Below are 13,504 nucleotides of genomic sequence, written 5' to 3' on the forward strand. Positions count from 1 at the left end.
CCTTCGCTGAGCAGCCCTGATGGCTCGGTTCACGCGGTAGTTCCTTCGGTTCAACGCCTTCCTGCGGGCATCGTCAAACACAGGCCGATCTGCGTCTTTTCCGGGAGCTGCTGCATAGATCGGTATTTCACGACCCTGCCGCCCTGATTGATCCCGCCATCGGCTAACCCGGAAGAATTTCCCAGGGTGGTTTTTTCTGGCGCGCGCCATGGCTCCATCCACTTTCCCGCGTGGCAGTCCGGTGGCTTCGGCGATTTCCTCAGCGCTCATGGGGCCGAGCTCGCGCAGGGCCTGGGTTATTGCGTCGCGCACGACAGGTGGGACTGGCATGCTTCCTCCTTTGGCTCGGGGTGCAACTCGCTGAATTCATGGATGCACTGGCTGTAGTAGTCGCGTGCGGCCTCGACCTTCTCGGCAATCGCACGCTCCTTCGCGAAGTCCCGTTCAACCAGCCAGGTGGTCAGCCGCAGGTGCTCTGGGATGTGGCTGACGACGTGCAGCTGCAGCGGCTCGTAACCGATCAGGCGCTCAGGCGTGTCCACAAGGGCGTAGTTCACCTCCCACTCGTCTGCGTCCCACAGCCACATGTAGCCGCGCATCTGCCACTCGTAGAGCTTGTCCTCGCAGTCCTTCGTCCACCCTGGGAAGGTCTTGGCCGACCACGAAGACTTCAAGTCGTGGCCGCGTCGGCGCTGCACGTCGAACAGGTCGCACTCGCCGGTGATGAGGCCATTGGTCTTGCGCTCGGTGTTCTTCACCAGGGCCAGGCCGCGCACACGGTTCAGAAGGGCGATGCTGTCATCCTCGACTTCGAGGCCCTTTTGGGTTTCCTTGCTGGAGAACTCGAACTCAACGCCGAATATTTCCTGCTGAGCCAGTTCGCGGATATAGGTCTTTGCACCCACGGAAAGCGGGCCTTCGGCCTTCGTCTTGGGCTCGGCCATCAGCTTGCCAATGCTGGAGCACCGGAAGAGGATTTCACGCATCACGACTCCTTCAGTTCTGCGCCGCGCGCCTGAACAGCTGCGGCGAATGTGGCGTAACCATCGCGGTCCTTCGCGTTCTGGAAAACCTTCACGCCTTCCTTCATCACTTTGGAAAGTGCGTCTCGGCTCGCGGCGGCCTTTGCCTTCGCGCACCACTCGTCGCGCAGCAGCTGCACCTGGGCCTGGCGCTCGTCGTCAACCAAGTGGCGCACCAGTTCGGCGTCCAGGTCTTCCAGGTCCTGGCTGAACATGTCAGAAGCCGCCGTGACGTTCAGCACCATGGCGATCTTGGCCCGCTTGCAGGCCATCTTCAGCACCGTGTTGGCAAGATCAGCGGACTCTGTTCGGACCTGCTGCACGGTGTAGTACCCCCCTTGCTTGCGGCCAAACTTCATGCGGCGATGCGTCTCTGGGGTGGCTTCGAATTCCTCGGCGCACACAGCCTTGCGCCATCGGTACTTCTCTTCATCCGATGAGCACTCGCCAAGACCAGAGCCAAGCGTGGCGCCAGATGTCTGGTGCTCCCCGATGCAGTTGACTCGGTAGCGGATAGAGCCGTCACGCGACAGGTCCGTCACCTCGTAGCGGTCGGCGATGCGGAAGGTCATGCACAGCACCTCCGCACCAGACTTCAGCAGCGTCGGCTTATCGCCGGCCCCGGGGATGGCGCCGTAGTGCACGTTCGGCTTCATGACCGCCTGCATCACCTGCTGGACGGTCTTCGCATGCGCAACGACCTCAGCAGTAGGGTTCGCGCTGCGTGCGGGAACCATGGTGACTGTTTCAACTTCAACGACAGCATTCATGGTGGTCTCTCGGTTCTCAGTAGGTGATGGAGACGGCCGGAATGGCCTTCTTTGCGATCAGCGTGATGGCCTGTTTCGCGCATTCCTCGGTCATGCCCCCGGCAACGAAAGCGGCCAGCGCGGCGCGGTTGACGGCAGCCTTGTGGGCCTTGTCGGCTTCGCGGCGCTTTGCCTCGGCGGCTTCTGCGGCCTGCTGCTGGGCGACGCGGCGCTGTTCGGCTGCTACGGCTTCGGCGGCGCGGCGTTCGGCGTCCGCCTTGGCCTGCTGCTCGCGTTGCACGGCCTCTGCCTTCTCGCGCTCGGCGCGCTCTGCCGACAGCTTCAGTTCCAGTTCGCGCTTGTCCGCTGCGGCCTTTGCTTCAGCTTCGCGCCGGATCACCGCTTCACGTTCGGCCTGGGCGCGGGCCTCGGCCTCACGCTGGGCGCGCTCTGCGGCCTCGCGGGCGATGCGCTCCTCGCGCTCCTTCTGCTCGCGGGCGGCGGCCTCGGCGCGCAGGCGGGCCAATTCAGCCTGTTCCGCCTCATGCTTCTCGCGCGTCTCCAGCGCCGCAGACAGCCCCTCCAGTGCCTTGGCCTTCGCGCGATGGGCCTCGGCCTCGTATTCCTCGAAAGCCGCATCAATGACATTCGCGTTCAACGCCGCGATTTGCTCCCGCAGAGTCCCGGAGGTCAGGTTCTCGGCACCCTGGACCGACTGCTGCATAAGCTCGATAGCGAGACGGTGCTTTTGCTGCCGAGCCTCTTCCGCTTCCTCCCACTCGGTCAGCGGCCGGCGGACCTCATCCGCCAAGCTGTCCAGCGCGTCCCGCATACGCTTGCGCTCGGCGTCGATCTTCTTCGGGACTTCCTTCATGTCATCGACCAGCTGTTTGCCCAGCCCGTCCAGCGCCGTTTTGGACTTGCGCACCTTGAAGGCAATGCTTGCGATGTGATCGCGGCCTTTCTTCGTTGACGTGTCAGGAGCGTGGCTCAAAGCCTCCTTGCGGATCAGCTCGATGTACGGATCAAGCCCTGACGGTGCGCTGTAGACCTGCAGCGCGGTTTCTTGGGGCGGCAGTAGCGCCAAATCGGTGTTTGTGTTCATGGTGATCTCGGTTGCGCTACAAGGCGCCGGAGTTGATGAGGTGTGGTGCTGCAGCGAGCAGTAGGGCTACTGCTGCGAAGAGCGACCACAGGAATGCGTAGAGCAGGTAGTTCATGGCGTGGCCTTTCCGATCTCGGCTGCGACATGCACGATGGCGTGGCGCATCTGCTCGCGCTTGTCGTCGCGGAACGTGGTGCAACCAGCGATGCCCTGGCGCTGCGACTCAACCGTGCAGCCGTCGCCAGGAAGCCTCCCAGGCAACACCTTGAGCCGGAGGTCAGCGGCGAGGCCAAAGGCTTGACCATCGTCGGCCAGCGGATTCCATGGCACGCGATACCGGAACGAGGGGTTGCCCTGCATTTCCTTGTGGTAGCAGCTGCCATCGTCCGAGAAGTAGATTTCAATGCCGACCGCTTTTGCGGCCAGCGTCAGAAGCTCCTGCTCGCTCATGGCTTCGCTCCTTTCACCAGGGCCAGGGCCGCGCGGGCAGAATCGATCGCATCACTCTGGCTTTCTGAATTTCCCAAAGTGATTGGATGAAAGGCTTTGTGCATTGCTTCCAGAGCCTCCGCAAGCGCATCCCGCTGCTCCACCAGTTGGCGCGGCGTCAGGCCGGTTTCATGGTGCACGCGGCTGGCCTCGCGGATGAACTTCATCGCCTGGATGTTGGACTCCAGCTTTGTGTCGCCGTAGACGCAGCGGACGTGGAAGAAAGCGCCCTCGTTCACTTCGCCGAGGCCGAATGTCTTCGGGCCGTAGACCGCGTATGTCCAGCGCGAGGGCTTGATTGCTTCACTCATGACGGCTCCCTGGTCAGCAGTGCTGTGATTGCTTCCTGTGCTGCGCGCGCGGCTTCCTCGCTTGCGTAGACGAGTCCACGTTTCTGCAGGTCAAATCGAGGATTGCAGGCTGGATCTTCGAACCATCGATAGGCGTGGCCATCCTGCGTGATGTAGTACCCCGGGCCGCTCATCACGGGCGCCTCGATCTCGCGGTCGCCGACAGTGATGGTCTTGGGCTTGATGCGGAATTCCCGGCGCGTCGTCTCGCCCGTGAGCAGATCCGCCAGGACGTGGTCATTGAGGCTGTTCATGCTTTGCCAAACCCCGTCTCCGTTGAATTGGGCCTGCACAGTTTCCCCATCTGCGATCCAGCGCAGGACCTGTGCGTGCGGGTGTTCTTTCTTCATGACTGCTCCTTCGATCGGGCGCGGATCATGTCGTCCGCCATCTGGTAGGCCATCTCGGCGACCTCGTGGGCCCGGCAATTCACAAAGCTCCATCCAGAGCTGCTGTTCGCCTGGATCGGGCCGCCGGGGTTGGCGAGCATGCCGGCCATCGCTTGACCTGCGTAGTGGTCGCGCAGGCTCATGCCCTCGCATCCGGTGTAATCGTCGGCCTGCGGGAATGCCGGGCCGCCCGTGTTGATTGCTTTGCTCATCGAAGTTCCTTGTGGCAGGTGTGACTGCCGTTATCAAAAACAGGGGTGAGTCCCTCGCAGGCACGGGCCGCGCCGCGCGCGATGCGCTGCTCCTGCGCCGTGGGCTGGGGCTCCTGTGCGCCGGCCTGGCTGCAGCCTGTGAGAGCCAGCAGGAGCAGGGCGGCCAGCACAGCGAGCAGCCAGCCTCCTGGTACGCCATCGGCTTCGGGCTCATGCACAGGACCGGGCCGCGAGCACTCGCGCAGGTAGCGGGCATCGGGATCGGGGTTGAAGGGCTCGGCCGGGGTCACGCGCTGCATGGGGCGTCCTCCAAATGAAGAGGCCTCCCGGAGGAGGCCTGCTGAACACGCTTGAACTCGACTACCCAGACCCAGGGGTTTGACTCCCACGATCCGTCGCCGTTGATGGTCCACCAAAGGTGTTCGAAGTTCTCCCGCGCGAACCTGCCGCCGGGGAGATTCAGGCTATGCGGGACGCCCTCTGCCAGTGCGTCGGCCTCGCTGATGTCCTGCAGGCGCTCCACGCGCACACTGGTGATCTCCAGCAGGATGCGGCTGGCCCAGCGGGGCATGTGGATGCTGGGGCGCCAGCCGTGCCGTTTGCTTTCGCCGTCGGCCCTGTATTCCACGTCATCGGCGGTCAGGGCTGGCGGGTAGTAGCCCGTCTCGTGGTCGCATTCGTCCTTGAACCACCAATGCGACTCGCGCACCCAGAGCCTGTCGCCTGGCTGGCCGTAGGGGCAGAACGAGCGCACATAGTCCAGATCGTTGGGCTGCATGCTGCCCTCGTCCAGAAAGTGCGACACCTCGCCCATGGCCGCCGCAGCACGCATCAGCTTTTCCATGCGAGGACTGAAGGCCCTGCGCGTCTGGGTCTTCGTGCCGGCTAGGAGGGCGAGAACCATCGGCGCAGAAAACAGGATCGGTCGTTCTTTCATGGCGTCCTCAAATGGCGTCGGCGCTGAACTCCAGCGCCTGGGGTTGGGTTGCGAGCGCGGCGCGGACCAGCTCGGGCGGCATCGGCTCTGCGAACTGGCGCTGCAGCGCGGCTTCGAGAGTTGCGCAGCGGGCCTCAAGCTCCATCAGCCGGAACTCGGCCAGCGCGGGGTGGCGGGCCACTGTGGCGGCGTCAGGCAGCATTGCGGGCCTCCTGTTCCAGCGCTGCGGCCACGCCCTCGCTGCAGTGCTCGAGCGCGAAGTCCACCAGCGCGGTGTGAAGCTCGGCGGCGCTGGCCTGGCCGACCATCAGCCGCGCGAACACACTGCGCACAGGCTCGTTGTCGCAGTCCAGGGCGTGCAGCAGCAGTTCGTCGGGCGACCAGCCGCCGCGCGGGCCGGATATGCGGCAGTCGAACCAGTCAGCGGGCTTCTTGAGACGCAGGCCGGTGCGGATTTCGCGATCAGCCTGGACAGCCCAGTAGGCGCTGGCGGCGTCGTCGTCGCTCAGCCGCTGCACGTGAGCGTCTGCAACGAAGGAGTCGAGGCATTGGGGGCGGGCGTTCATTGCGTGCTCCCGGTGGCCTTGGCGATAGCGGCGCGGGCCTTGGCGATCAGCGCTGCGGTGTTGTCCCCGCCAAACGTGTTTGCCTCGCAGAAGGCCAGCGTTTCGGCCAGGGCCTCCAGCAGCTCCGGCGCGGCCGCGATCAGACGGGCGTTGGCCTTTGCCTCCAGCGTGTGCGGCAGAAAATAGCCATCCCGACACTCGGCAATTTGCACGCCACGCGGCAAACCTTCTGGCTGGTGCATAGGGGAACGAACCCAGGTTCCCATCGCCTCCCATGGCCCCGGCGTGTGCTTGTCTTGCATAAAGCCTCCATGCGGCCCGCAGGCCAGAAACGAAAAAGGCCCTGCATTGCAGAGCCTGGGTGTAAAGAGCCGGCGCCTTTCGGCACGCCTGGGGAGTCAGGGAGGGTTGGAGATAGTCCCCCAGGTCCCGGCTGGAAAGAGAGAGCCGCGTGTTGCGCGCAAATCGCTTGCATCCATCTCCTGTGCGCGCGCGGCTGGAAACCATCACATCTGCAACCGGCAGAGCTGCAGCACTATCCCGAGGGACCCAGTTGCAGATGTGATGGGCCCTGGGCTTGCCAGGGCGGGGGATCAGGCGACGGCTTCTTCCTTGCGGCGCTTCACGATCTCTTCCCGTGCCTTGCGGCCTTTTGCCTTTGGCAAGTACATCGTCGCCAGGATCTCGCGGTCAACTGTGACGCCTGGGATCAAGTCCATTGCCTCTGCCATGTAGTCCAGCCAGCCCGTGACCTTGCCAGTCTTCAGGTCCATCATCCCGCCCTTGCATGTGCAGTTGTGCATGGCGAAATTGACACGTTTGGCTAACTGCAAAGCCACCTCCTGCCAATCTGTCTCAGGCTTCCCTTCTGCTTGCTTCTCAGTCATCTCTCATCTCCTTGGTGTGCCCCGGCTACGAGCCGGGGGAGTGGGTTAGGCGGGTACTTTGGCGAACGTCCGCTTCGTCACCGTAACTTGCTCTTCTGTGCAGATCAGGTCGTAGGCGTCCTCCATCCACGGGACTGCGTCTGGTTCGCTGTGCTTGCCGCCGCCGTAGTAGTGCGTCCAGCCGACCCAGGAGCCGTCTGGCATCTGCTTGGCGACCGCCTCAGTCTCGTAGTAGCGCGATCCAGGTGCGCTGAGTCCGGTTTCCTCGCCTGTGCTGCGGAGCTCGCTGCGCGCGTCTTGCAGCATTCCGCTCTCGTCGTGCTCTTCGTAGAGGGAATCCACGTTCTCGGCGGTGATCTCTGCATCAGCGGCCAGGGTGATGTCTTTCCACTTGGCGGCAAGCAGCAGGATTGCGTGCTTCAACTTCTGTTCTGGCGTCATATCTGCTCCTGTTGAAAAACCGAAGGCGCCGCGAAGGGTCATGGCGCCTTTGGTTCTGCCCCTGTGCGCCAGGGGCGGGCGGTCATAGATTTGCTCTGTAGGCCTCGAACAGCCCGGCGTGGGCCAGTGCGTCATCAGCTGCAGCGCGCGCCTTGTCGATCTCGCTCTGCAGACCGTGGGCTGTCAGCGACTCCATCAAGCAGGTGATCAGCTTCGTCTCGCGCACTTCCATGGCCTGCCTCTTCAGCTTGAGCAGCTCCACCTTCGTGCGCTGCCGGTCGGCTTCGAGATGCGCAATCTCGCTGTCCAGCGCTATTCGCTGCTCCACAGGGATCGATTCCCCATGCACAAAGAACAGCTCCTTGTTGCGCAGCCGAAGCGCCTCTTTCTCAAAGAGCTCCAGCTTGTTCTGCTCTCGCTTCATGGTCAGCTGCGCGATCTGGGCAGCCAGTGTTTCTTTCATGATTTCCCTTTCTGAAAAAACGAAGCGCACTCGGCGAATGCGCTTTGTTTTGCCCAGATGTCGCTCTGGGCCGCGCCGGTTTCCCGGTCATGCTGTGGCTTCACTGATTGCGTTGAGGGGTCGCCACTCCCAAGTACCCGGTGCCTGATGGCTCCATGCCCGGTAACTCGCCTTTCGCATGTCCGCGAGACTGCGCGGCCAGGTGGTGGCCGGGTCTGCCGGCCTATTCGTGTCGCATGCTTGCTCCTCGCAGCGCGTGGCTGCTTGTGTTTCGCCGGATGTCCGCGCCGGCTCGCGAGTGCCTTTCCGACCTGGCCATGGCTTGGCCTGCGCGGGGAGTCCAACCCAACTTTCTCCAACGGCGTGACCCGTTTAGATTTCGCGCGCCACCTTTTCTCTGCCGGTGGGTCACAGGGGCAGGGCCTTGCGGCCTGTTCATCCTTCCTTGAGAGCTACAGAGAGATGCGGGCTGGTACTGAACTCCAGCATGACCAACTAGCCGTTTAGGGCCGCTTACCAGTCGGTCGGCATCATGCAGAACGAGGGTGCACCACCTGCATGGCCCAACTTGTGTTCCTGCGCATCAGCCTGCGCATTCCGCATCTCTCTGTAGCCCTCTCTTTTTAAAGACCAGTCAGCGCCCGGCCGATCCCGTGACACCCGCCGCCGCAACTGCTGCGCCCCTTGAGGCTCGACCTGCCCTCTGCTTCCTGTCGGGCTTCCCGGCTCCGTATCGCTTGCCGAGGTCGTTTCGCGTTTGTTGCTGCGTCTGGGATGTATTGAATCATGATTCAAAACCGATGTCAATCATGATTCAGTCCTGGGGTGAATACTTGTTCAGTTGGTGCAAAAAAAATCCCGCCGAAGTGGCGGGATGTGGGGCGAACGTCGAGAGCGCTACTTTTGCGACAGGTATCGCTTCCGCACGCTCTCTGTGGTTTGGTTGCACAGGTTTTGCGTCGCCAGCGTGATCTCTGGGACGTGGATGCACACGCCTGGTGAGTGCCGGAAGGAATCGGCCTTCACTTCATCGAAGTACTGGACCTCGCCATCGGCGAGTTTGACCGTGTAGCGCGTCTTGTACTGCTGCACAGGGGCGGAGTCGGCTGCTGAACCAAGCATCGCCCCCAGGAGACCTACCGCCAAGTTTGCCCCGACCGAGTAGCTGTTGCCGCGCAAAGACCGGTCGATATAGGCAGCGCTGGCTACAGCGCCGCCGAGAGCTGCGCCGCCCGAAGTTCCTGGCGTGGATTGATCAACGGTCTGGACATCAGTGATCACGCCGTACCGGTCGGGCTGGTGAGTCCGGACAGCATGCGTGTCTTGCAGCTTCGCTTGCTCATCAGGAGACAGTGCATCCCAGCTGTCTTTTGACAGGTGAGCGATCGTTTTGGTTGGTGTCGGCGCGGCTTCCGTTGTGGTTGGCGTTGTCAGCTTCCAAGAGCCAGGCTCAGGGACTTCTACCTGTGCGACCGGCGTGTATCCGGGGTCGGTGGTCCTTGCGGTGTATCGGGGTATGTCCGGCGCTGACGTGGCGCAGCCAGCCAACATGGCAGACAACAATGCGAGGAAGAGTGGCGAACGCATAGTCACTCATCGAACTTGATTGCCCGGCCCTTGCCCTCAAGGCTGCCCCAGCTCATCAGGGAGATCCCACCCTTTCCGTAGCGCGCCAAAACGACGGCATCCGCACCCATCTCAGAGGCCTTCTCTCTGAGTTTTTCGGTCACCATTTCGCGGGTTGGGTCCGGATGGAAAAGGGTGGTTTTGTTGACCATGACAGAGATGTCTCCAAGCATCTTGTACTTGCGGTCTGTGATATCGCTTTCTGTGACCTGGATCTGCGCTGGTTGCTTCTTCGGCCCTTGGCCGGCAGTGACGTCTGCAGCGCTGTTGTCAACCGAGCTGGTAGACCAAGTTGCGCAACCCGTCATAGACATGCACAACAGAATGGAGCAAAGAATCCTCACGCGCATAGTTTCCCCGTGTCTGGTGGTGTATCAAAAAGTACAGGGAGTGTAGGCCGTAATTGCAAGCCGGCGCAACCGGAATGCCTACCCGCGGCCCAGCTCGGCCAGCGTGTCCTGCAGCGTCTTGATCAGCCGCTCAACGTCCTCTGGTGGCATCTCCACCCAGGTCGTCGTGACTGGCAGGCCGGCTGAGGTCTTGGCCGTGTGCCTGATCCCGATGAGCGTCTTGCCGCCCTCGGTGCGTGTGCGAACGCTGGTGAACTGGAGTAGGGGAGCGGGAGTCATGGCGCCATCGTGGCATGAAAAAGCCCGCTCGGGGCGGGCTTATTTAATGGCGTATACCTTTGTCTAGCAACTTCGCCGCAGCACCCATAACAGGGACACTGAGGAACGCTATGGATACTTTCCAGTCGGCGCCAACATGGATGCTCCATATGGCTGCAAGTACGCAACCAATGACAAGAAGCGCCCCCACAAATCGACTGCAGCTTTCGATAGAAATCTCTGCAATTGATATTCGGCGCTCAGATGATATGCGAGCAGCTTGCTCCTTCTCGCACATGACCATGATACGTTCAGCGCCGTTTGGAATAATTCTGTCGAACTGCTCCAGCGCGCCTGGCGGCGGTAGTGGCCCTTGCCATTGGGCTGACATGATTTGCGTTCCGCCTTGGCGTTGCTGCTCCGCTGGCGGCTGGGGTGCAGGCGACTGAACTGGCGCAGTTCTTTTCGCTGTCCTAGTTTGTTTTGCGTTCATTCTCTCGCTTGAGTACGAAACGCATGGTGTCGCCAACACGCTTCACATCACCTCGCATGCGTGAAAGATCTGAGCCTTCCGGACGCTGGAACGTTGGGGCTGCGAAAACACTAGCGGTTGCGCCAAGGCCGCTGATCAGAGCGGCCAGGAATCTGACGTGCTTCTTCATCATAGACCTCCTGGACTGCAGCGCTTGGCGCCTGCAAGGCCATCGCCAACCGCCTTGAGCTGTTTCGACGCCTTGGACACGAAGTACTGCGTAAATTTAAAAAAAACCTGCGAATATATCTAAGAATCTCTCGCTCTGGCAGAGCGGCGAAATTTCGTTGGTAAGGTAGCTTAACAGCCTTACTTGTACGGATCTAGCATCCCGCAGCAGTTTTCATGGTGTTCCTATGTAGGTTCGACGCTCACACGGCGCAAGTTGTTGGGTGTTCGCATCGTCCTTCGATGCTTGTACGACCCTGTTTGCGCTTGGAAGTTCGATAGCGAATGTCGTGAACCTGTCAGGGTGCGATGGTCATGGCCCTGGTTGGATCACCCTACAACCGCGCGGCGTCGGCCTTGCGCTCAGCGGCCTGAGACGTAGGTGACCAGGCCGTGCTGCACATGGACCAAGAGTCCAGTGCGCCAGCGCATCTTTTCCACGTCAAAGTCTTCCGTCTCGACGTTCGCCGGCTGGCCGCATCGGTGAAGTACGACGCCCTTGCTCATGCCCACCTGGATGTCCTTGCCGCAGGCCTTAACCAAGGCGTCCTCTGTGGCGGTTATTGCGCGCTCCATCGAGGCCACGAACATCGGGTACTGAGCGCGGGCAACGATCATGGGCATGTTGCCCACGGAGTCGAGGTTCACAAAGGTCTCGGACAGGCTCATGGACATCTTCTTCTGGAAGGTCACACCGCTCACAGTCGAGCCAGTCACGATGTGATAGTTCGCGGCCACCAGTACCAGGGCAGCCACAGCAATAGCACCAGTCGCAATCAAGGCCTTCTTCATCCCTCTCTCCTTTAGATCCGCTCGCTCTGTTTGTGCACAACCTCGCCGATCAGCTTCACGCCTTCATGGCAGACCTTACGTGGGTAGCGGCGCTGATCGGGGTTGTCTGAGGAAAGCCACCACTGGCCATCATCCCGGATGAGCCGCTTTACGACCATCTCCCCCTCGTAATTGACAGCGAAGACAACTCCATCCCTAGGCTGTGTCTGAGCGGTGTTCACTATCACTGTGTCGCCGTCATAGAGTCCGGGCTCCATGCTCCCATTGCTGACTGTTGTGGCGAGGAGGTCTTTTGGCCTGAACCCGCGCCTCTCGTACCAGTCCTTGCGGAAGGCAAGTGGATTTCCCACTTCATCGATCGGGTCAACGCCGAAGCCCGTCACGCCCGCTGACAGCTTGAACCTGACACGCCGTATGGCTGGATAGTCTGGATTGTTCTCCAGCTCAATCTCGACGGGATCTGGTCGCGACAGTTCCATGGAGCCTTGGCCAGTGGCAAGCCAGTCTGGGCTGACCTGCAGGAAGCCAGCCGCCTTTGCGTTGTTCTCCGCGCTGAAGGACTTTGAGAGGCCGTCAAGCACGCGCTTGACTGCTTGGTAAGTGACGCCCATGCCGCGCGCGAGCTCGGCGACGGTCACTCCGCGCGTGTCTATAGCCTGCTTAAGGCGTCCTGAAAATTCAACCATGGTTCAAATGTGCCTTGGCTGGAGTGAATTGTGATTGCTTTTCTAAGTGAATCATGATTCAATGTTCGCTATGAACAAGTCTGAAGCAATCCAACAGCTGGGCGGCTCCATAGCGGAGGCCGCCAAGGCCATCGGCGTCACGTACCAGGCCGTCAACCAGTGGCCAGAGGTTCTTCCGCGCAGGATCGTCGACCGTGTGGAGGCAGCACTCTGGCGTGCTCACAAGGCTGCTCACTCGCGCCGCCGCGCCCAGCCCAAGGAGCAGGCCCATGGCTGAGCCGCAGTACCGCTTTGGTGGCCCCATCCCCGAGGGCGCGCGCCGGCTGAAGGAGCGCCGCGAGGCCAGGGAGCAAGAGGCTCTCTGGCGCGAGGTTGAGGCGCGGCGCTCTGGCTGTGTCAGCCGTTCTTCAGGCCCTCTGCAGCACGCCATATCTCCCAGTACGCCTCCTGGATCGTGCGGCACAGGTTCTCCTGCTTGCCCTTCTCTGGGTCGTTCTGAATCTGCGCCGCAGCAATCTGCGCAGCCGCAGCCATCCACATGTCGTTGACCTTGAGTTTCATGCTCGCCCTCCTTGGCGCTGGTTGTGTCGGAACTTCCAGCATAGCCCAGCGAGTGGCGAGCACCTTTTCCTGATTTCCACCCAACAACAACCGCCTGGAGGGCATACCAACCATGACATACCGCAACCGTGACCTCATCCGTGAACCCCTCTGCATGCTGCGTGCCAGCAAGGAGGAGCGGGAGAAGCTGATCGCTTGGGCCGAGCGCCGGTCCAACGGGGGAGCGGTTGCCCCGACGTTGCTGGACGCATTGCTGCGCCTGGCCGACGAAGAGATCCATCAAGAAGAGCGTTCGCATCGGACAAATGCTACGCAGCGCCACGGCCTTGACAGGAACGCCTTCGGCGCTCTCCTGGCCGCGTGATGGCTTCTTCGGACCCGCCCCATGACCCAGAAAGAAGCCACCCCCATGACCGAACCGCCGATGCAAATCGACTTCGGCAGCGCGTCGCCTGAACAGGTGCGCGCTCTCCAAAAGCTAGCAGACCGCGCGGGCTTGTCCTTCGAGGACTTCGCTTTGAAGCATCTGCTCGCCCTGGCCGAACGCGACGAGAAAAAGCCCGTGCAGGGCCCTATTGGGCGACTGCTGGGTTTCCGCCGCGCTCACTAGGCCGTCACTTTCCAGTTACTGCAAAGCAGCAATCCCATGAAGCCCACCGCATTCCACATCCCCAGCAAGTCCGTGATGGCCGGCGCCAAGCATCAGCGCCCGGTCAATCACACAGCTGGTCAATACATCCGCGTCGTCGGCCAGGCAGTCAGCCGCGCCGAGAGCGACCGCCGCCACGCCATGCGAAAGGCATCGATATGAAAGGGCAAAAGCAAAAACGCCTGCAGCTGGAGGGCTAGCAGGCGTTTTAGGAGTCTGGTCTCGGTTGCAGCCGGGATTCAGACGAATCTGGAAATCACATGCGCATTTTA

Annotated in this window: 27 protein-coding genes; 4 read left to right on the forward strand and 23 right to left on the reverse strand. The window is 61.6% G+C overall.

Annotated features, from left to right (window positions below; translation table 11 throughout):
* Positions 1-296: 296 nt before the first annotated feature.
* From AC5I49_RS06635 to AC5I49_RS06740, 22 genes are all read right to left on the reverse strand, one after another.
* Positions 297-986 (reverse strand): hypothetical protein, encoded by a 690-nt coding sequence (locus AC5I49_RS06635; protein ID WP_252652683.1) that lies wholly within the window; start codon positions 984-986, stop codon positions 297-299.
* On the reverse strand, positions 986-1,792 hold the full coding sequence (locus AC5I49_RS06640) for a hypothetical protein (RefSeq protein ID WP_016449480.1): 807 nt from the start codon (positions 1,790-1,792) through the stop codon (positions 986-988). The genes AC5I49_RS06635 and AC5I49_RS06640 overlap by 1 nt, the downstream gene beginning before the upstream one ends.
* Before the next feature lie 16 nt (positions 1,793-1,808).
* A complete protein-coding gene (locus AC5I49_RS06645) occupies positions 1,809-2,876 on the reverse strand; it encodes a hypothetical protein (protein WP_016449479.1) in 1,068 nt (355 codons plus the stop codon).
* 111 nt (positions 2,877-2,987) lie between these two features.
* Positions 2,988-3,326: a hypothetical protein gene (locus tag AC5I49_RS06650; RefSeq protein WP_495789037.1), complete on the reverse strand. Its 339-nt coding sequence runs from the start codon at positions 3,324-3,326 to the stop codon at positions 2,988-2,990.
* Complete coding sequence (locus AC5I49_RS06655) at positions 3,323-3,676, reverse strand: hypothetical protein (RefSeq protein WP_495789038.1); 354 nt, start codon at positions 3,674-3,676, stop codon at positions 3,323-3,325. Before AC5I49_RS06655 ends, AC5I49_RS06650 begins: the two co-directional genes overlap by 4 nt.
* Complete coding sequence (locus tag AC5I49_RS06660) at positions 3,673-4,065, reverse strand: hypothetical protein (protein WP_495789039.1); 393 nt, start codon at positions 4,063-4,065, stop codon at positions 3,673-3,675. The genes AC5I49_RS06655 and AC5I49_RS06660 overlap by 4 nt, the downstream gene beginning before the upstream one ends.
* Complete coding sequence (locus AC5I49_RS06665; protein ID WP_495789040.1) at positions 4,062-4,316, reverse strand: hypothetical protein; 255 nt, start codon at positions 4,314-4,316, stop codon at positions 4,062-4,064. The genes AC5I49_RS06660 and AC5I49_RS06665 overlap by 4 nt, the downstream gene beginning before the upstream one ends.
* On the reverse strand, positions 4,313-4,615 hold the full coding sequence (locus AC5I49_RS06670) for a hypothetical protein (protein WP_495789041.1): 303 nt from the start codon (positions 4,613-4,615) through the stop codon (positions 4,313-4,315). The genes AC5I49_RS06665 and AC5I49_RS06670 overlap by 4 nt, the downstream gene beginning before the upstream one ends.
* Positions 4,603-5,253, reverse strand: coding sequence for an ASCH domain-containing protein (locus tag AC5I49_RS06675; RefSeq protein WP_495789042.1), 651 nt, complete (start codon positions 5,251-5,253; stop codon positions 4,603-4,605). The genes AC5I49_RS06670 and AC5I49_RS06675 overlap by 13 nt, the downstream gene beginning before the upstream one ends.
* Before the next feature lie 7 nt (positions 5,254-5,260).
* The gene (locus AC5I49_RS06680) at positions 5,261-5,455 is read right to left on the reverse strand and encodes a hypothetical protein (protein ID WP_016454446.1); all 195 of its coding nucleotides are present in this window, start codon (positions 5,453-5,455) and stop codon (positions 5,261-5,263) included.
* The gene (locus AC5I49_RS06685) at positions 5,445-5,819 is read right to left on the reverse strand and encodes a hypothetical protein (protein ID WP_495789043.1); all 375 of its coding nucleotides are present in this window, start codon (positions 5,817-5,819) and stop codon (positions 5,445-5,447) included. Before AC5I49_RS06685 ends, AC5I49_RS06680 begins: the two co-directional genes overlap by 11 nt.
* A complete protein-coding gene (locus AC5I49_RS06690) occupies positions 5,816-6,121 on the reverse strand; it encodes an XkdD/Y8K6 family phage-associated protein (RefSeq protein ID WP_495789044.1) in 306 nt (101 codons plus the stop codon). The genes AC5I49_RS06685 and AC5I49_RS06690 overlap by 4 nt, the downstream gene beginning before the upstream one ends.
* Before the next feature lie 291 nt (positions 6,122-6,412).
* Positions 6,413-6,706, reverse strand: coding sequence for a hypothetical protein (locus AC5I49_RS06695; protein WP_495789045.1), 294 nt, complete (start codon positions 6,704-6,706; stop codon positions 6,413-6,415).
* A 45-nt stretch (positions 6,707-6,751) separates the two neighbouring features.
* A complete protein-coding gene (locus tag AC5I49_RS06700) occupies positions 6,752-7,189 on the reverse strand; it encodes a hypothetical protein (protein WP_495789046.1) in 438 nt (145 codons plus the stop codon).
* A 40-nt stretch (positions 7,190-7,229) separates the two neighbouring features.
* Complete coding sequence (locus AC5I49_RS06705) at positions 7,230-7,610, reverse strand: hypothetical protein (protein ID WP_495789047.1); 381 nt, start codon at positions 7,608-7,610, stop codon at positions 7,230-7,232.
* Positions 7,611-8,507: 897 nt separating this feature from the next.
* A complete protein-coding gene (locus AC5I49_RS06710) occupies positions 8,508-9,197 on the reverse strand; it encodes a hypothetical protein (RefSeq protein ID WP_495789048.1) in 690 nt (229 codons plus the stop codon).
* 2 nt (positions 9,198-9,199) lie between these two features.
* Entirely contained in the window at positions 9,200-9,388 is a 189-nt protein-coding gene (locus AC5I49_RS06715; RefSeq protein ID WP_495789049.1) for a hypothetical protein, read from the reverse strand.
* Positions 9,389-9,664: 276 nt separating this feature from the next.
* Positions 9,665-9,865, reverse strand: a complete 201-nt coding sequence (locus AC5I49_RS06720; RefSeq protein ID WP_495789050.1) for a hypothetical protein — start codon at positions 9,863-9,865, stop codon at positions 9,665-9,667.
* Between the two features lie 43 nt (positions 9,866-9,908).
* Positions 9,909-10,235, reverse strand: coding sequence for a DUF2335 domain-containing protein (locus AC5I49_RS06725; protein WP_227468510.1), 327 nt, complete (start codon positions 10,233-10,235; stop codon positions 9,909-9,911).
* 82 nt (positions 10,236-10,317) lie between these two features.
* Complete coding sequence (locus AC5I49_RS06730) at positions 10,318-10,506, reverse strand: hypothetical protein (protein ID WP_016449465.1); 189 nt, start codon at positions 10,504-10,506, stop codon at positions 10,318-10,320.
* A 401-nt stretch (positions 10,507-10,907) separates the two neighbouring features.
* Positions 10,908-11,336: a hypothetical protein gene (locus AC5I49_RS06735; protein WP_495789051.1), complete on the reverse strand. Its 429-nt coding sequence runs from the start codon at positions 11,334-11,336 to the stop codon at positions 10,908-10,910.
* Positions 11,337-11,347: 11 nt separating this feature from the next.
* A complete protein-coding gene (locus AC5I49_RS06740; protein ID WP_495789052.1) occupies positions 11,348-12,022 on the reverse strand; it encodes a LexA family transcriptional regulator in 675 nt (224 codons plus the stop codon).
* Positions 12,023-12,092: 70 nt separating this feature from the next.
* Between AC5I49_RS06740 and AC5I49_RS06745 the strand changes: the two genes are divergently transcribed.
* Positions 12,093-12,299 carry a Cro/CI family transcriptional regulator gene (locus AC5I49_RS06745; RefSeq protein ID WP_495789053.1) on the forward strand — a complete coding sequence of 69 codons (207 nt, stop codon included), beginning with the start codon at positions 12,093-12,095 and terminating at the stop codon, positions 12,297-12,299.
* Positions 12,300-12,418: 119 nt separating this feature from the next.
* Here AC5I49_RS06745 and AC5I49_RS06750 read toward each other — a convergent pair whose 3' ends face one another.
* Entirely contained in the window at positions 12,419-12,583 is a 165-nt protein-coding gene (locus AC5I49_RS06750) for a hypothetical protein (protein ID WP_495789054.1), read from the reverse strand.
* 112 nt (positions 12,584-12,695) lie between these two features.
* Here AC5I49_RS06750 and AC5I49_RS06755 point away from each other — a divergent pair, with 112 nt between their 5' ends.
* Genes AC5I49_RS06755 through AC5I49_RS06765 form a run of 3 tightly spaced genes read left to right on the forward strand, consistent with a single transcriptional unit; the run spans position 12,696 to position 13,394 of the window.
* Positions 12,696-12,947: a hypothetical protein gene (locus AC5I49_RS06755; protein WP_250439358.1), complete on the forward strand. Its 252-nt coding sequence runs from the start codon at positions 12,696-12,698 to the stop codon at positions 12,945-12,947.
* 21 nt (positions 12,948-12,968) lie between these two features.
* Positions 12,969-13,193 carry a hypothetical protein gene (locus AC5I49_RS06760; protein ID WP_495789055.1) on the forward strand — a complete coding sequence of 75 codons (225 nt, stop codon included), beginning with the start codon at positions 12,969-12,971 and terminating at the stop codon, positions 13,191-13,193.
* 36 nt (positions 13,194-13,229) lie between these two features.
* Positions 13,230-13,394, forward strand: coding sequence for a hypothetical protein (locus AC5I49_RS06765; RefSeq protein WP_495789056.1), 165 nt, complete (start codon positions 13,230-13,232; stop codon positions 13,392-13,394).
* Positions 13,395-13,504 lie beyond the last annotated feature (110 nt).

It is taken from the genome of Delftia sp. (genome assembly GCF_059499305.1).